Below are 16,322 nucleotides of genomic sequence, written 5' to 3'. Positions count from 1 at the left end.
GCCGCCAAGTAGTGGAATATTGAACAACTCTGCTCGGTTGTGGCCGGCGAAGGAGGTCACGAGTGGAGACGCAAGTGGAGACCACGTACTACGACCACGGAACCGCCGCCGAGCGCTGGGAGCGCGCGCAGCTGTTCTTCGACGCGAAGGACTACGCGAGCGCGGCGCGGGTGCTGGCCGGGCTGGTCGAGGAGGTGCCGGAGCAGACCGGACCCCGGCTGCTGCTGGCGCGCGCCTACTACCACTCGGCCCAACTGCGCCGTGCCGAAGCCGAGTTGCGGATCATCGTCGAGCGCGACCCGGTGGAGCACTACGCGCGGCTGATGCTGGGCCGCACGCTCCAGCGGCAGGCCCGGCACGAGGAGGCGGAGCGGCATCTGCGGCTCGCCTCGGCGCTCGCGGGCGACTTCCCGCAGGAGTGAGACCCGCGCCCCGGGCCCGGTCCCCGTCGGGGGCCGGGCCTTCGGCATGGGGTCACAGCGGGGTCGCCTGCCACAGGGTCACGAAGAGGGTGACGGCGGAGTTCGCCGACGACATCGCGGACACCAGCGCGCCGGCCGCGGCGCCCCAGACCGCCAGGCCCACGGCGGTGAAGGCGGACGGCCAGGTACGGGCCGCGGGCGGCGGGGCCAGCAGGGCGGCCACCCGGCGCGGCACGGGACCGGTCGCCGCGAGGGCGGCGAGGGTCGGCGCCGGAGTACCGGTGGACAGCAGGGCCGCCTTGCCGATGGCGCGGGCGACCGTGCGCCGGTCGCCGACCGCACGGGCCGCCTCCTCGTCCGCCCACCGCTCGGCCGTGTAGACGACGGCCGTGCGCAGCGGGCGCAGGAAGGGGTTGGCCCGGGCTGCCAGGTGGGCGGCGAGCAGGTGGCGGTGGTGGCGGGCGGCCAGGTGGGCGCGTTCGTGCGCGAACAGGGCACGGCGTTCGGCGGGGGCGAGTCCGGCCAGCAGCGCGGTGGTGACGACGATCCGGCCAGGGCCGCCGGGCAGGGCGTAGGCGTAGGGCGTGCCGTCGGGCAGTACCGCGACCGTCGGCCCCGGCAGCGCGGCCAGGGCCCGGCGGGCGCGGCGCGTGACCCGCCGGTGCCGCCACAGCGTGCGGGCGCAGGCGGCTGCCACCACGGCGAGCGCCGGGATGGCGGCCCGGCCCGCCACCTCGTCGTACGGGAGCGCGGCCCGCACCTCGGGGTCGGACCAGCCGTCCGGGAGCGGATTGCCCGGCAGCTGGGCGGTGCCGACGACCATGAGCAGGGCCAGGCACAGGGTGCTGCACCCGGCCATGACGACGGCGACGGCCGTCAGCAGCCTGGTCGCGGTGCGCGGGTGCAGCCGCGTCTCGGCGAGCCGGGCCACCGGCCAGGCGGACAGCGGCAGGACGAGCGGCAGGAAGACGAAGACCCCCATGTGCGGTCAGTCTCCATACCGCCGTCGTCCGGGCCCGGGATGTCGAGCAGGGCCCTCAGCACCTGTTCGTCGCCGGGCGGCAGGGCGGTCACGAAGCTCGCCAGGACGGCTTCCCGGTCCCGCTCGCCGTCCAGCAGGCGGCGCATGCGCAGAGCGGCGAGCCGGGCCACGTCCGCCGTCGGCGTCCACAGGAAGGAACGGCCGTGGCGTTCGCGGGAGACGACGTCCTTGGCGAGCAGCCGGGTGAGGATCGTGACCACGGTGGTGTACGCGAGGTCGCCGCCGAGGCGCTGCTGCACCCAGGCCGCGGTGACCGGCCCGTCCGCCTCGCGCAGCGCGCCGAGGACCTGGCCCTCCAGTTCGCCCTGGCCGCGCCGCCGGACCCGGCCGTCATCCCGCGCCATCTCCCGTCTCCCTCTTCCCGTGGCTCGGGTCGCCCCCGGTCCGCCCCTCCGGCCGACTCGCCGCTTCGGCGTCGGCGTGTCGCCCACGCTACTTCACGCCGCCGACACCTCCGCAGCCGCCGCGGGCGGTGGGAGGGCATGGCATTCTGACGCGATGGCACCTCCCCGTGATCACGCACCGCTCGCCGAGCGGGTCGAGGAACTCCTCGCCGCCGGCGGCCCCCTGCCCATCGTCGCCGCCGGCCAGCCGGTGCTGCGGCACGGCGCCGAGCCGTACGCCGGTCAGCTCGGCCCCACCCTGCTGGCCCGCTTCATCGAGGCCCTGCGCCTGACCATGCACGCCGCTCCCGGCGTGGGCCTCGCCGCTCCGCAGGTCGGCGTGGAGCTGAGGATCGCGGTGATCGAGGATCCGGCACCGGTGCCCGAGGAGGTCGCCGTGGCCCGGGGCCGCGTCCCGCAGCCCTTCCGTGTCCTGGTCAACCCGGTGTACGAGCCCGTCGGCACCGCCCGCGCCGCGTTCTTCGAGGGCTGCCTGAGCGTGCCGGGCTGGCAGGCGGTCGTGGCCCGGCACGCCGAGGTACGGCTGCGCGGCGAGGACGAACAGGGCCGCGCGCTGGACGAGGTGGTCACCGGCTGGCCGGCCCGTATCGTGCAGCACGAGACGGACCACCTCGACGGCACCCTCTACCTGGACCGCGCGGAACCGCGCTCCCTGTCGACGAACGAGGCGGTGGCGGCGCTGTGGGCCCAGCCGACCCCACGGCGGGCGGCCGAGGCCCTGGGCTTCGACCTGCCCTAGGGGGTTTCGTCCGGATCAGCCCGGCTCACGCGTCCCGGTACGCCTCCAGGAGCCGCAGCCACACCTCGCTCAGGGTCGGGTACGACGGGACCGCGTGCCACAGGCGGCCGACCGGGACGCGGCCCGCGACGGCGACGGTGGCCGAGTGGATGAGTTCGCCGACGCCGGGGCCGACGAAGGTGACGCCGCGCAGGGTCTCGTCCTCCAGGTCCACGACCATGCGGGCCCGGCCCTTGTAGCCGTCGGCGTACAGGCCCGCCCCGGCGACGGAGGAGAACTCGACGTCGACGGCGCGGACGCGGTGGCCGGCCTGTTCCGCCTCGGCGAGGGAGAGACCGACCGCGGCGGCCTCGGGTTCGGTGAAGACGACCTGCGGTACGGCGTGGTGGTCGGCGGTGGCCGCGTGGGCACCCCAGGGCTCGTCCGGGAGGGCGCTGCCGGCGGCGCGCGCGGCGATGGCGGCGCCGGCGATCCGGGCCTGGTACTTGCCCTGATGGGTGAGCAGGGCACGGTGGTTGACGTCGCCGACCGCGTAGAGCCAGTCGGTGCCGGTGACGCGCAGGCTGTCGTCGACGTCCAGCCAGGAGCCCGGTTCCAGGCCGACCGTGTCCAGGCCGATGTCGTCGGTGTGCGGGACGCGGCCGGTGGCGAAGAGGATCTCGTCGGCCTCGATCCGGTCGCCGGCCCCGGTGACGGCGACGACGATGCCGTTCTCGCGGGTGACGGACTCCACGGAGGTGCCGGTGCGGACGTCGACGCCCGCCTCGCCGAGGGCCTCGGCGACCAGTTCCCCGGCGAACGGCTCCATGCGGTTCAGCAGGCCCTTACCGCGCACCAGCAGGGTGACCCGCGAGCCGAGGGCCTGCCAGGCGGTGGCCATCTCGGTGGCGACGACACCGCCGCCGACGACGATCAGCCGGCCGGGTGCCGCCTTGGCGCTGGTCGCCTCACGGCTCGTCCAGGGCTCCACCTCGGCGAGTCCGGGAAGGCCGGGCAGCTGGGCGCGGGTGCCGGTGCAGACGGCGACGGCATGCCGGGCGGTGAGCGTGGTGACCGTGCCGTCCGGGGCGGTCACGGTGACCGTGCGGGGGCCGGCGAGGCGCCCGTGGCCGCGGTGGAAGTCGGCGCCGGTGCCGTTCAGCCAGGCGACCTGGCCGTCGTCCTTCCAGTGCGAGGTGAACCCGTCCCGGCGGGCGAGGACCGCCGGCGTGTCGAGGGGCCCCTGGACCGCCTGGGCGAGGCCGGGCAGGCGGCGGGCGTCGGCCTGGGCGATGACCGGCCTGAGCAGGGCCTTGCTGGGCATGCAGGCCCAGTACGAACACTCGCCGCCCAGCAGTTCGTTCTCCACGAGCGCCGTGGTGAGACCGGCCGCGCGGGTGCGGTCGGCGACGTTCTCCCCCACGGGCCCGCCCCCGAGCACCACGACGTCGTACGCGATGGATTCCGTTTCCGTCATGGGGTCAGTCTGGTGGGTGGTGTGCGCGTCGGCCACATGGGTACGCGCGCGGAACACAGGCGTGCACGGGTGGAATAGGCGGCCCGGCGGCCGTGTTTCCGCCGTCGGCACACCCCCACACCAGGAAGAGGGAATCACGCCATGACCAGCACCGTGGAGCTGACCAAGGACAACTTCGACCAGACGGTCAGCGAGAACGACTTCGTTCTCATCGACTTCTGGGCGTCCTGGTGCGGGCCGTGCCGCCAGTTCGCGCCGGTCTACGAGAAGGCCGCCGCGGACAACCCGGACCTGGTCTTCGGCAAGGTGGACACCGAGGCCCAGCCGGAGCTGGCCGCGGCCTTCCAGATCCAGTCGATCCCGACGCTGATGATCGTCCGTGACAAGGTCGCCATCTTCGCCCAGCCGGGTGCCCTGCCCGAGGCCGCTCTCGCGGACGTCATCGGGCAGGCCCGGAAGCTGGACATGGACGAGGTGCGCAAGAGCATCGCCGCCGAGGAGGCCGCCGGCGGCCAGTAGCCCGTGCGCGGCGTTCGTCGCCGCGTCCGGTGGCCCGGCGCGGTCCGGCTCCCGGCAGGCTCCGGGTCAGCTGGACTCGCGCCGGATCACCGAGGCTCCCAGCACCTTGTGCACCTCCGGCTCGCCGCCGGGGTCGCGCACCGCGCGGTCGACCAGTTCGGCGAGGTCCCGGCCGGAGGGCAGCTCGATGTGGACCGTGCTGAGCCGGGGCCGCAGCAGCCGGCCGAGCATCAGGTCGTCGGCGCCGATCAGGGCCACGTCCTGCGGGACGCGAAGGCCCTCGTCCTGAAGCGCGCGCATCAGCAGCATCGCGTACTCGTCGTTGTAGGCGAACACCGCGTCCAGGCCCAACTCCCTCCAGCGGGCGGCGAGTCGGTGGGCGGCCTGCTCGGTGTACGCGAGCGGCAGCTCCGTCACGGTCGCGTCCGTGGCGTCGAGCGCCTGGCGTACGCCCGCGAGCCGGGGCCGTGAGTACGTCTCCAGGCCCGGCTCCCCGGGCACGACGACGCCGATCCGGCGGCGGCCCCGCTCGTACAGATGGGCGCCCGCGCAGTGGCCCACGGTGGCGTGGTCCATCAGCAGGGCGTGTGCGCCGTCGACCCGTTCAGGACCGAGGGTGACCACGGCCCGGGCGCCGGACCGCTTGAGGACCTGGACTCCCCGCGGGCCGGGTCCGGTGCCCGGCACCAGCACCGCGACCGGCCGCAACTCGGCCCAGGCGCGGGCGGCTTCGTCGCCCTCCAGGCCGACGCTGCCGTACTGCACGACCGTGTAGTCGAGACGGCCGAGCGCCCACTGGAGTTCGTTGAGGAAGCTGCTGTAGAGCGGGCCGACCGGGATCGCCGGGGCGGGCATGAGGACCATACGGCTGTGTCCGGCGCGCAGGCTGCGGGCGGCGGCGTGGGGCACGTACCCCAGTTCCCGCGCGGCCTCGTGGACGCGTCGGCGCGTCGGTTCGCTGATCCGTACGGCGCTGGTGTTGTTGAGGACGTAGGACACGGTCGCGCGCGAGACGCCGGCCAGGCGGGCCACGTCGGCACTCGTGGGCGTGTTCGGTATCTGCACCATGACAGACCGCATCTTGGCAGAGGGGCGGAGGCCGGGAGCAGGCGGGGGAACGTGGTTCATCGTTGGACGAAAAGCCGCTTTTCGCGCCCGCCTCCGAACATGTTCGTGCCGAACTTGTTCGTAACGAACATGTTCGTTACGGTGCCGGTATGACCGCTGCTCCCCGCTCCCGTCGTGAACGACCCGCGAAGCCCGCCCTGTCCCGGGAGGGCATCGTCACCGCCGCCGTCGCCGTCCTGCGCGCGGAGGGTCTGCGCAAGGTGACCATGCGCCGGCTGGCGCAGGAACTCGACACCGGCGCCGCCTCGCTGTACGTGTACGTCCGCAACACCGACGAACTGCACGCCGCCGTCCTCGACGAGCTGCTCGGCACGATCGGCCCCGCCCCCGCCGAGGGTGACTGGCGGCAGCGGCTGGAGGCGGTGCTCACCGCTTACACCGTGATGCTCCTGGAGCACCCGAGCCTCGCCCGCTCGGCGCTGACCGCCCGGCCCAGCGGCCCGAACTTTCTGCGTCTCATCGAGACCCTGCTGGAACTGCTCCAGGAGGGCGGGGTGCCGCGCGACCGGGCGGCATGGGGCGTCGATCTGCTGCTGCAGCACGCCACCGCGACCGCCGCCGAGCACGCCGGGGCGGAGTCCCCGTCCGAGTGGCAGGCCACGGACCGCGCCCTGCGCGAGGCGCCCGCCGACGTCCACCCGCACATCGCCGCCACCGCCGACGCGCTGCTGTCCGGCACCCCCGAAGCCCGCCTGTCCTGGGCCTTCCAGACCCTGATCAACGGCATCGAGCGGACCGCCGTACCCGACTGAACCGCCAGGAGGCCACCCCACCATGACCACCCCTTCCTCCCTCCCGCACCACCCCGTCGCCGTCGTCGGCGCGGGCCTCGGCGGGCTCACGCTCGCCCGCGTCCTGCACGTGCACGGCATCGAGGCCGCCCTCTTCGACCTGGACGCCTCACCGGCCGCCCGGACGCAGGGCGGCATGCTCGACATCCACGACGACTCCGGGCAGCAGGCGCTGCGCGCGGCCGGGCTGCACGAGGAGTTCCTCGAGCGCGTCCATCCCGGCGGCCAGGCCCTGCGGGTTCTCGACCGGGACGGCACCCTCCGGCTGGCCACGTCCGACGACGGCACCGGCGGGCGCCCCGAGATCGACCGCGGCGATCTCCGTGACCTGCTGCTCGGCTCCCTGCCCGAGGGCACGGTCCGCTGGGGCGCCAAGGTGACCGGGGCGCGCCCGCTGGGCGGCGGCCGGCACGAGGTGACGCTCGCGGACGGCAGCGGCTTCACCACGGACGTCCTGGTCGGCGCGGACGGCGCCTGGTCCCGGGTCCGCCCGCTGCTCTCCCCCGCCCGGCCCGCCTACACCGGCGTGTCGTTCGTCGAGTCGGATTTGCTCGAGGCGGATCTGCGTCGCCCGGTGAGCGCGGAGGTGGTCGGCGGCGGGATGCTCTTCGCGCTCGGCGCGGGCCGCGGCTTCCTGGCGCACCGGGAGAGCGACGGCAGCCTGCACGTGTACGCGGCCGTCGAGGCGCCGGAGGACTGGCTGGACGGCATCGACTTCACCGACCCCGAGGCGTCGAGGACGGCCGTGCTGAAGGAGTTCGACGGCTGGGACGAGAGCCTGCGGGCGCTGGTCGCGGACGCGGACGGGCCGCTGGTGCCCCGGCGGATCCACGCCCTGCCGGTCGGTCACCGCTGGGACCGGGTCCCCGGCGTCACCCTGCTCGGGGACGCCGCCCACCTGATGTCACCGTTCGCCGGCGAGGGCGCCAACCTGGCGCTGGCCGACGGCGCCGACCTGGGCCTCACGCTGGCCGCGCACCCCGGCGACACCGAGGCCGCGCTGACCGCCTACGAAGCGGCGATGTTCCCGCGCGCCGAGGCGTCGGCGGCGGAGTCCGCACACAGCGGAGCCCTCCTGTTCCGCACGGACGCACCGCAGGGGCTGCTCGACATGTTCGCCGGCCACTGAGCAGCCTCGCCGGGACCCCGGCCGGCGAACGACCACCCCCGACGCCACCCGGCGCCCACCAGCCCGGCGCGCAGGCGCAGCGGGACCGACCCGCCGGAGCCTACGGGCGAGCAGTCGTGGCCGCCCGTACCGGCTGACCGGCGGCCGAGCCCGGCAACCCGGCCGACGAGCAATCACGCCGCGGCAGACCGGTAGGCCGACGGCCAAGCCCCCGACCCTGCCCACAACAGCCACAGCGGAGCGGGCCGACCGACCCACCAGCACACCCATCGACCCTACCCACGCACAGGCCCAGCGGGACGGGCCGGCTGATCTGGGGCCGAGACCCGCGACCCGGCCGGTGAGGTCGCCGGCGGAGCGGTCACGTCGGGCGGCGGCCATCAGTCCGTCGGGCGATCCGGGCGAGCAGCTGCCACAGCGGAGCGGTTCGATCCGTGGGCGGCCTCAGTGGGGCGGGGCCGTGTCGGTCATGCGGGCGACCAGGTCGATCCAGGCGGTCTCGAGTCGCGCCATGGGCATGCCGCACTGGCGGGTCAGGTGGTGGATGAGGGCCGGGTCGAGCGAGGCCATCAGGGTGTGGGACAGCAGCTCGCAGTCGGCGTCCGGGACGATCTGCCGCAGCAGCATCGTGACGTGCGTGCGCAGCGCCCCGGCGGCGGGGTGGGAGAACCGGCGGTCCGGCTCCGGCTGGGCGGCCAGCTGCAGATCCAGCTGTTCCGCGGAGCGGTACAGCACCGCCACGCCGAACGCCCGCAGCCGCGCGAGGGGCGGCGCCCCGGGGCCGAGCGGTGGTGGCCCGCTCAGGAAGTCCGCCTGCAGCTGCCTGCCCGAGTGGTCGAGCAGGGCCATCAGCAGTCCCGTGCGGTCGCCGAAACGGCGGAATACCGTCCCCTTGCCGACCTGGGCAGCGGCGGCCACCGCCTCCATGGTCACTCCGGCCACCCCGTGCTCCGCGATGAGCCGGGCGGCGGCCTCCAGCAGGCGGGCCCTGTTACGGGCGGCGTCGGCACGCAGGCACGGTTCCTCGTCAGCCGCGCCGATGCTGAGCAATTGGGGGGTTTCGAGGGGCTCCTGGGGCTGCGGAGGGAAGGGCGGCAGGGCGCTGGACATGAAGACAGCGTAAAGCATCGGGAAGAAAACTGGACCCCGGTCCGCTTATGGTGATAGAAACTTAAACGGACCCCGGTCCGGATCTTGACAGCGGTGTTTCAGCCCCCTTGGAGTTCCCATGTCCGTTCGTATCCTCGCGCTCGTCGGCAGCCTCCGCGCCGGTTCGCACAACCGCCAGCTCGCCGAGGCGGCTGTGAAGCTCGCGCCCGAGGGCGCCGAGGTCGAGCTGTTCGAGGGCCTGGCCGACATCCCGTTCTACAACGAGGACATCGACGTCGAGGGCAGCGTCCCGGCCCCGGCCGCGAAGCTGCGCGCGGCCGCGCAGGCCACCGACGCCTTCCTGCTCTTCTCCCCGGAGTACAACGGCACCATCCCGGCCGTGCTGAAGAACGCGATCGACTGGCTGTCCCGTCCCTACGGCGCCGGCGCCTTCGGTGGCAAGCCCGTCGCCGTGGTCGGCACCGCCTTCGGCCAGTACGGCGGCGTGTGGGCGCAGGACGAGGCCCGCAAGGCCGTGGGCATCGCCGGCGGCAAGGTGATCGAGGACATCAAGCTGTCCATCCCCGGCTCGGTGACCCGCTTCGCCGAGACCCACCCGGTCGACGACGCCGAGGTCGCCGCCCAGCTGACCGAGGTCGTCGCGCGCCTGCACGGCAACGTCGGCGAGGTCGTGGCCGCCTGAGCCGTACGTCTCACGCGCGGGGCCGGAGCTGATCGCAGCTCCGGCCCCGCGTCGCGCTCCGTCACGCCGCGTCGCCCGGCAGAGCCGCCGTCCGGGTCACCCGGGAGGGCCGCCGTGCGCGTCACCCGGGAGAGCCGCCGTCCGCGTCGCCGCGGCGAGCCGTCGGCGGCGCCCCGTGGATCGCGGTCGCCGCCCGCTCAGCGCGTGACCAGCCGGTCGGCCAGCGGGCTGCGCCGGTAGAGCACGCGCCGTCCGTCGCGGGCGCGGGTCACCAGGCCGGTGGCGTCCAGCACCCGCAGGTGCTGGGAGACGGCGCTCGGTGTCACGCCGAGCCGACGGGCGAGTTCCACGGTGGGGAGGGGTTCGGCGAGCAGGCGCAGCAGGGTGGTCCGGGGCGCGCCGACCAGCGCGGTGAGCGCGGAGGCGTCGGGCGGGGGTTCCGGTTCCCACAGGGTCGCGGTGCCCCGGCCGGGATAGGCGAGCATCGGCGGTGCCTCGGCGCTGATCGGGGGCGCCGGCTTGTGCGCGAACACCGACGGGACCAGTCGCAGCCCGCGCCCGGCCCCCTCGACCTCGTGCCGGCCGATCATCCGGGTGACGGTCAGCACACCGCCCCGCCAGCCCAGGTTCGGGTGCAGGCCCGCGAAGAGCGCACCGGCGCCGCCGGTGGCCAGTTGTCCCGCCCGGTGCGTGATGTCCGCCTCCAGGACGAGCCGGATCCGGGGCCAGTGCGGCGACAGGGCGGTCTCCCAGTAGCGGCGCAGCAACGCGCACAGGTCGTCGAGGAGTTCCAGGACCGGTCCGTCACCGGGCGCGGCGGCCCGCCGCAGGGCGCCGGGGAGCGGGCGGGGCGCGTGCGCGGCGCGCAGGTCGCGTCGTACGGCCTGCGGGGGCGTGGCCCGTACGACGGTCAGCTCTTCGTCGAGTGTCGGGGCGTGGCCGGCGGGCCGGGGCGTCAGGAAGTCCGGCAGCGCGAGGGTGGGACCGACCAGGGCCGACAGCCGGGACAGGTCGGCAGGGTCCAGGGCGTCGAGCGCGGTCCGGCGCCATCCGCGGTGCAGGGGGTGCAGCGCGGGGGCGCGCAGGACCCGCAGGCTCTCCATCAGCTCGCCCAGCGGAGAGATCGCGAACCGGGTGTCGGCGAGGTCGTCGACTCCGAGCAGGAAGCTGATCATTTAGCCCCCGCCTACATCCTTTGCCGACCGTCCGTGCGGGCCGTGGACTTCGGCTCATGACGGATCACAACACCGGGCAGCGTACCGCGCGCCCGCCGGGGTCCTCCCGGCTCGTGCCGCTGCTGGCCCTGGCCTGCGGGGTGGCGGTCGGCAACGTCTACTTCCCGCAGGCGATCGCCCCGCTCGTGGCGGCCGGCCTCGGCGTCTCCCCCGGCGCGGCGGCCGGCGTGGTCACCGCGACCCAGTTCGGCTACGCGGCGGGCATCTGTCTGCTCGTCCCGCTCGGTGACCGGCTGCCGCCCCGCCCGCTGCTGGTCACCCTGCTCACGCTCACCGGACTCGGCCTGGCCGCGGCGGCCGCCTCGCCCGGGCTGCCGCCGCTGCTCGCGGCGAGCGTCCTGTCCGGGGCGACCACGGTGATCGCCCCGCTGGCCGGTCCGCTGGCGGCCGGACTGGTCCCCGAGGGGCGGCGGGGCGTGGTCGGCGGCACGCTGCTGAGCGGTTCCCTCGCGGGCATGCTGCTGTCCCGCACGGCGGGCGGCGTCCTCGGCGACCGGCTGGGCTGGCGGGCTCCGTACCTCGTGGCCGCCCTGCTCACCCTGGCGGTCGTGCCGCTGCTGGCCCGCGCCGTCCCGGACGTGGTCCCGGCGTCCCGGGAGCGCTGGGTGCGCCTGCTCGCCGAGCCCGTCCGCCTGCTGCGCACGGAACCGGCGCTGCGCCGCTCCGCCTACTTCCAGGCGACGGTGTTCGCCGGTTTCTCCGCGGTGTGGACCGGGGTGGCGCTGCTGCTGACGGGTCCGGTGTACGGGCTGGGTTCGGGCGCGGTCGGGCTGCTGGCGCTGGTCAACGCGGTCACCATGGTCGTCACGCCGTTCGCGGGCCGGGTGGTGGACCGGCGGGGCGCCGACGCGGTGAACCGGGTGTGCTTCCTCCTCGTCGCCGGCTCCGCCGCGGTACTCGCCCTCGGTGTCCTCGGCGGCACCGCGGGCCTGTCGTCCCTGGTGGCCGGCACGCTGTTGCTGGACGTGGGCATGCAGTCCGGCATGGTCGCCAACCAGGTGCGGATCTACGCCCTCGGCGCGGAGGTACGCAGCCGCCTCAACACCGCGTACATGACCTGCGCCTACCTGGGTGGCTGCCTCGGTTCCTGGCTCGGTACCCGGGCCTACGCGCGGTGCGGCTGGACCGGGGTGTGCGCGCTGGTCGCCGTGCTGTCCGTGCTGGGCCTGGTACGGCACCTGGGAACGCGGGCCACACGGGGAACGGCGGCCGCCACGGGGTAGGGGACGCAAAGGTACTTCCGTTCGTTCGGCAGGTGACGCGGCGGACGGCGTGCGACGGGGTAGGCGAGGACTGCCGGCCGCGTCCGCGTCCGCGTCCATCCGCTCCGGCGCGTCGCCGGAGCGCTGCCGAGTCGTCCGAGGAGACGCCATGCCCTTGGTCCCGCCGCCGTTCGATCCGGAACTCGCCGCCGCGCTGGAGCTGGTCGAGGACGGGATCACGCCCGGCTTCACGCTGGACGACCTGGATGCCGCCCGGCAGGCCGGTCCCGAGTTGCTCGGCCTGCTGGACCTCACCCTGGACGGCGCTCTGGAGGTGGAGGACCGTGTGGTGCCCGGTCCCGAGGGCGCCCCCGACATCTCGCTCCTCCTCTGCCGCCCCGCGTCCACGACGCTCACGCCCCCGCTGCCGGTGATCTACCACGTGCACGGCGGCGGCATGATGACCGGGACCGACCGGACCGGCGTGGCCGAGCCCCTGACCTGGGCGCGGGACCTGGGCGCAGTCGTGGTGTCGGTGGAGTACCGGCTCGCCCCCGAACACCCGTACCCCGCGCCCGTCGAGGACGTGTACGCCGGTCTGCTGTGGACCGCCGGGCACGCCGAGGAGATCGGCGGCGACCCGGACCGGATCGTGGTCGCGGGCGCCAGCTCCGGCGGCGGCCTCACCGCGGCCCTCGCCCTGCTCACCCGGGACCGGCAGGGCCCGCGGCCCCTCGGACAACTGCTGATGTGCCCGATGCTGGACGACCGCAACGACACCGTCTCCGCCCACCAGATGGCCGGTCTCGGCGCCTGGGACCGCACCGCCAACGAGACCGCCTGGACGGCGCTGCTCGGTGACCGCCGCGGCGGCCCCGACGTCCCGCCCTACGCCGCCCCCGCCCGCGCCACCGATCTGTCCGGCCTGCCCCCGGCCTTCCTCGACGTCGGTTCCGCGGAGACCTTCCGGGACGAGGTGGTCGCCTACGCCTCCCGACTATGGCAGGCCGGCGGCGCGGCCGAACTCCACGTCTGGCCGGGCGGCTTCCACGGCTTCGACGCCCTGGCCCCCGAGGCGTCCCTGTCCCGGTCGGCCCGCGCGGCACGCGTGGCATGGCTGCGACGGCTCCTCGCCCACTGACACGGCCCGGGACGGGCGGACCGGCTCAGGCCTCGACGGGGGGCCACGGGCCAGGCCTCAGCGACCGGGGCGGTCAGAGTCAGGCTGCGAGGAGTCCGGGCCGGTCCGGGGGGGGCACACAACGGCGACCTCGGCGGCCAGGTCGGGCAGCGGCGACCGGAACGGCCCGCTTCCGGCCGCGAGGGGCCGGGCCGGTCCGGGCCGGTCCCACCGAACGGCCACGACCTGGCCGGTCAGAGTCAGACCGCTGCCGGGGCGGTCCGGGGCGGGGCGGACAGCGGCGACCGACCAGGCCGGTCTGGGTCAGGCCGCGAGGCCGGCCCGGGCCGGACGGCGACGACCTGGGGGGCCGAGTCAGGTCGCGGCCGGGGGCGATCCGGGTCAGGCCGCGAGAGGTCCGGGCCGGCCCGGGGCAAACAGCGGCGACCGCGGCGGCCCGCTTCCGACCGCGAGGGTCCAGGCCGATTCGAGTCCTGGACAGCAGCAACCGGAGCGGTCCGCGTCAGGCCTCCGCCGGCGGCGACCCGGATCAGGCCACGGCGACCGGAACGGCCCGCTTCCGGCCGCGAGGGGCCGGGCCGGTCCGGGCCGGTCCCACCGAACGGCCACGACCTGGCCGGTCAGAGTCAGACCGCTGCCGGGGCGGGGCGGACAGCGGCGACCGGCGCGTCCCCACCCGACCGCAGCGACCCACGCGTCCCCTGTCGGACAGCGGCGGCCAGGGCGGGCCGGTTCAGGTCGCGAGGGTTCGGTGCAGGGCCGTCAGCCCGTCGGAGTAGATGCCGTGGAAGAGGGCGACGGCCTCCTCGTCCGGCACTCCGACGGGAGTGAAGGTGCCGGACCACTCGACGCGCGCGCCGCCGGGCGCCTCGTACACCGCGAGGGTGGACAGGTAGCCGGTGACCGGGAAGGGGGCCTGGACGATCGAGTAGGTGTAGGTGCGCGCCCGTTCGTCGAACGCCTCCAGCCGTTCGACGATGACGCCGCCGTCCTCGTTGGTCAGGCTGCGGACGCGGCCGCCCTCGCCGAGTTCGCTGCCGGGTATGTACGGCAGCCAGTCGGGCAGCGAGTCGAACCCGCCGATGAGCTGCCACACGCGGTCGGCGGGCACGGGGATGTCGATGGACACGGTGGTCGTGGCCACGGTTCCTCCTGGGATGGGTGGGGGGTGGGGTGGTGAGGGGTTCGGAGTGGGGGTTCAGGCGGGCACGGGGGCGTTCGCGGCGATCAGACCCTCCCCGCGCAGCTCGGCCCAGAAGGCGGCCGGGACGGTCTCGGTGAGCGCGGTGACGTCCTCGGCGACACGGCTGGGACGGGTGGCGCCGGGGATGGCCGCGACGGTGGCCGGGTGGGCGAGGGAGAACTGCAGCGCGGCCGCCTTGATGCTCACGCCGTGCCGTGCGGCGAGCGTCTTGATCCGCTCCACCTTGGCGACGATCTCCGCGGGCGCCTCCTGGTACTCGAAGTGCGTACCGCCCGCGAGGACGCCGGAGCTGTAGGGGCCGCCGACGACGATGTCGACGTCCTGCTCCGCCGCCGCGGGCAGCAGGCGCTGGAGGGCACGCTCGTGGTCGAGCAGGGTGTAGCGGCCGGCGAGGAGGAACGCGTCGGGCCTGGGCGTCTCGAGGTCCAGCGTCAGTTCCAGGGGCTCGACGCGGTTGACACCGAGACCCCAGGCCTTGATGACGCCTTCGTCCCGCAGCCGGTCCAGGACCCGGAAGGCTCCGGTCCGGGCGGACTCGTACCTGGCCAGCCACTCGTCGCCGTAGAAGTCCTGCGCCACGTCGTGCACCCACACGATGTCGAGCCGGTCCGTCTTCAGGCGCTCGAGGCTGTCCTCGACGGAGCGCAGGGTGGCGTCCGCCGAGTAGTCGTTGACCATCTTGTTGGGGCGGCCGTGCTCGAACAGACCGCCCTTCTCGCCCAGGTCCCGGGCGGCCGGGTCCTCGGCCTCGTCCAGGATGACGCGGCCGACCTTGGTGCTCAGGACGTAGGAGTCGCGGGGCCGGCCGGACAGCGCCTCGCCCAGCCGGATCTCGCTCAGGCCCGCGCCGTAGAAGGGCGCGGTGTCGAAGTAGCGGATGCCGTGGTCCCAGGCGGCCTGGACGGTCGCCGCCGCCTCCTCGTCCGGGATGGCGCGGAACATGTTGCCCAGCGGGGCGGTACCGAAGCCGAGTCGTCCGGGCAGCAGGTTCTTGATGCTCATGGGGGGTCCTTGCGATGAGGGGTGTGACGGTCGCCGTGCCGTTCGCCCGGCAGGCCGTCGCCTTGCGTCATCCAAGCTAGGATCGAGCGGTTGAGACTGTCCAAGACATACTTCGACAGACTTGAGTCTCCAGAGGTCTTACATGCTCGATCTGCGCCAGCTCACCTATTTCGTCGCCGTCGCCGAGGCCGAACACGTCGGCCGGGCCGCGGAGGCCCTGCACATCTCCCAGTCGCCGCTCAGCCGGCAGATCGCCCAGCTGGAGCAGAAGCTCGGCCTGACGCTGTTCGAGCGCAGCCAGCAGCGCATCCGGCTCACCGCCGACGGCCGGGTCTTCCTCACCGAGGCGCGTGCCCTGCTCCGGCACGCCGAACGCCTGGAGAACCTCGGGCGCCGGCTCGGCCGGGGCGAGGAGGGCGGGCTGTGCATCGGGTACGTGGCGCACGCCCTGCACACCGGGATCCTGCCCGGCGCGCTGCGGGCGCTGCACCAGGGCAGCCCCGGCGTCCATGTCGCGCTCTACCCCCTGTCCCCCGCCGAGCAGTTCGAGGGCCTGCGCCAGCGCAGCCTGGACATCGCGCTGGTGCACGAGCCGCCCGCCGAGGACGACCCGGACCTGCGCTCGGCGCTGCTGCTCGAGGACCCGCTGCTGCTCGCCCTCCCCCAAGGCCATCCGCTCTCCGCACGGGACACGGTGACACCGGGCGACCTCGACGGGCAGCCCTGGATCGCGGTGGCGGACTCCCAGCACCCCACCTGGCGCGACGCCTTCGTCGCCGCCTGCGCCGCGTCCGGTTTCACCCCGGACGTGCGCCTCGACGCCGCGGAGCCGCAGACCGCGCTCGGGCTCGTCGCCTCCGGACTGGGGCTCGCGCTGATCCAGCGGAGCATGCTGCGGGGCGCCACCGAGGGCATCACTGTGCGGGAACTGCCCTGGCACGAGGCGTCGGTCCGGCTCTGGGCCGCCTGGCACCAGGTGGACCTGCGGCCCGTGGTGCCGGCGTTCCGCGGGCTGGTCCTGGCCGGGTCCGGCCGCCCGGCACCCGAGTCCGAAGACACCGGCGCGAAAACCGTAGGCATGCCCCCGACATGACGTTACCGTTCGGTAGACATCGT

The 16,322-nt window shown here is 74.7% G+C and carries 17 protein-coding genes; 9 read left to right on the top strand and 8 right to left on the bottom strand.

Annotated elements, in window-relative coordinates; translation table 11 throughout:
- Positions 1–74: 74 nt before the first annotated feature.
- Complete coding sequence (locus tag ACZ5CW_RS09315) at positions 75–422, top strand: tetratricopeptide repeat protein (RefSeq protein WP_468599844.1); 348 nt, start codon at positions 75–77, stop codon at positions 420–422.
- 52 nt (positions 423–474) lie between these two features.
- Here ACZ5CW_RS09315 and ACZ5CW_RS09310 read toward each other — a convergent pair whose 3' ends face one another.
- Together ACZ5CW_RS09310 and ACZ5CW_RS09305 are read right to left on the bottom strand one after the other, a co-directional pair.
- Positions 475–1,404: a M48 family metalloprotease gene (locus tag ACZ5CW_RS09310; protein ID WP_468599676.1), complete on the bottom strand. Its 930-nt coding sequence runs from the start codon at positions 1,402–1,404 to the stop codon at positions 475–477.
- A complete protein-coding gene (locus ACZ5CW_RS09305; RefSeq protein WP_468599675.1) occupies positions 1,299–1,808 on the bottom strand; it encodes a BlaI/MecI/CopY family transcriptional regulator in 510 nt (169 codons plus the stop codon). Before ACZ5CW_RS09305 ends, ACZ5CW_RS09310 begins: the two co-directional genes overlap by 106 nt.
- Before the next feature lie 154 nt (positions 1,809–1,962).
- On the opposite strand from ACZ5CW_RS09305, the gene ACZ5CW_RS09300 reads away from it, so the two are divergent.
- Entirely contained in the window at positions 1,963–2,607 is a 645-nt protein-coding gene (locus ACZ5CW_RS09300) for a peptide deformylase (protein WP_468599674.1), read from the top strand.
- Between the two features lie 25 nt (positions 2,608–2,632).
- Here the strand turns inward: ACZ5CW_RS09300 and ACZ5CW_RS09295 are convergent, their stop codons facing one another.
- Positions 2,633–4,063, bottom strand: coding sequence for a dihydrolipoyl dehydrogenase family protein (locus ACZ5CW_RS09295; RefSeq protein ID WP_468599673.1), 1,431 nt, complete (start codon positions 4,061–4,063; stop codon positions 2,633–2,635).
- Positions 4,064–4,204: 141 nt separating this feature from the next.
- Between ACZ5CW_RS09295 and trxA the strand changes: the two genes are divergently transcribed.
- The gene (gene trxA / locus ACZ5CW_RS09290) at positions 4,205–4,582 is read left to right on the top strand and encodes a thioredoxin (protein WP_468599672.1); all 378 of its coding nucleotides are present in this window, start codon (positions 4,205–4,207) and stop codon (positions 4,580–4,582) included.
- Between the two features lie 66 nt (positions 4,583–4,648).
- Here the strand turns inward: trxA and ACZ5CW_RS09285 are convergent, their stop codons facing one another.
- Entirely contained in the window at positions 4,649–5,650 is a 1,002-nt protein-coding gene (locus tag ACZ5CW_RS09285) for a LacI family DNA-binding transcriptional regulator (protein ID WP_468599671.1), read from the bottom strand.
- Positions 5,651–5,799: 149 nt separating this feature from the next.
- On the opposite strand from ACZ5CW_RS09285, the gene ACZ5CW_RS09280 reads away from it, so the two are divergent.
- Positions 5,800–6,462, top strand: a complete 663-nt coding sequence (locus tag ACZ5CW_RS09280) for a TetR/AcrR family transcriptional regulator (protein WP_468599670.1) — start codon at positions 5,800–5,802, stop codon at positions 6,460–6,462.
- A 22-nt stretch (positions 6,463–6,484) separates the two neighbouring features.
- On the top strand, positions 6,485–7,630 hold the full coding sequence (locus tag ACZ5CW_RS09275) for an FAD-dependent oxidoreductase (protein WP_468599669.1): 1,146 nt from the start codon (positions 6,485–6,487) through the stop codon (positions 7,628–7,630).
- A 444-nt stretch (positions 7,631–8,074) separates the two neighbouring features.
- Here the strand turns inward: ACZ5CW_RS09275 and ACZ5CW_RS09270 are convergent, their stop codons facing one another.
- Complete coding sequence (locus ACZ5CW_RS09270; RefSeq protein ID WP_468599668.1) at positions 8,075–8,758, bottom strand: TetR/AcrR family transcriptional regulator; 684 nt, start codon at positions 8,756–8,758, stop codon at positions 8,075–8,077.
- A gap of 100 nt (positions 8,759–8,858) precedes the next feature.
- Between ACZ5CW_RS09270 and ACZ5CW_RS09265 the strand changes: the two genes are divergently transcribed.
- The gene (locus ACZ5CW_RS09265; protein WP_468599667.1) at positions 8,859–9,422 is read left to right on the top strand and encodes an NAD(P)H-dependent oxidoreductase; all 564 of its coding nucleotides are present in this window, start codon (positions 8,859–8,861) and stop codon (positions 9,420–9,422) included.
- Positions 9,423–9,619: 197 nt separating this feature from the next.
- On the opposite strand, the gene ACZ5CW_RS09260 is transcribed toward ACZ5CW_RS09265, so the two are convergent.
- Positions 9,620–10,597, bottom strand: coding sequence for an ArsR/SmtB family transcription factor (locus tag ACZ5CW_RS09260; protein WP_468599666.1), 978 nt, complete (start codon positions 10,595–10,597; stop codon positions 9,620–9,622).
- Positions 10,598–10,653: 56 nt separating this feature from the next.
- Between ACZ5CW_RS09260 and ACZ5CW_RS09255 the strand changes: the two genes are divergently transcribed.
- Together ACZ5CW_RS09255 and ACZ5CW_RS09250 are read left to right on the top strand one after the other, a co-directional pair.
- Positions 10,654–11,880: an MFS transporter gene (locus tag ACZ5CW_RS09255; protein ID WP_468599665.1), complete on the top strand. Its 1,227-nt coding sequence runs from the start codon at positions 10,654–10,656 to the stop codon at positions 11,878–11,880.
- Between the two features lie 148 nt (positions 11,881–12,028).
- On the top strand, positions 12,029–13,000 hold the full coding sequence (locus ACZ5CW_RS09250) for an alpha/beta hydrolase (RefSeq protein ID WP_468599664.1): 972 nt from the start codon (positions 12,029–12,031) through the stop codon (positions 12,998–13,000).
- A gap of 733 nt (positions 13,001–13,733) precedes the next feature.
- Here the strand turns inward: ACZ5CW_RS09250 and ACZ5CW_RS09245 are convergent.
- Both ACZ5CW_RS09245 and ACZ5CW_RS09240 read right to left on the bottom strand, forming a co-directional pair.
- Entirely contained in the window at positions 13,734–14,144 is a 411-nt protein-coding gene (locus tag ACZ5CW_RS09245; RefSeq protein ID WP_468599663.1) for an SRPBCC family protein, read from the bottom strand.
- A 54-nt stretch (positions 14,145–14,198) separates the two neighbouring features.
- The gene (locus ACZ5CW_RS09240) at positions 14,199–15,206 is read right to left on the bottom strand and encodes an aldo/keto reductase (RefSeq protein WP_468599662.1); all 1,008 of its coding nucleotides are present in this window, start codon (positions 15,204–15,206) and stop codon (positions 14,199–14,201) included.
- Between the two features lie 142 nt (positions 15,207–15,348).
- Here ACZ5CW_RS09240 and ACZ5CW_RS09235 point away from each other — a divergent pair, with 142 nt between their 5' ends.
- Complete coding sequence (locus tag ACZ5CW_RS09235; protein ID WP_468599661.1) at positions 15,349–16,299, top strand: LysR substrate-binding domain-containing protein; 951 nt, start codon at positions 15,349–15,351, stop codon at positions 16,297–16,299.
- Positions 16,300–16,322: the final 23 nt, after the last annotated feature.

This window comes from Streptomyces sp. NPDC031379 (genome assembly GCF_055569615.1).
This window is presented reverse-complemented; position numbering and strand designations above follow the sequence as displayed.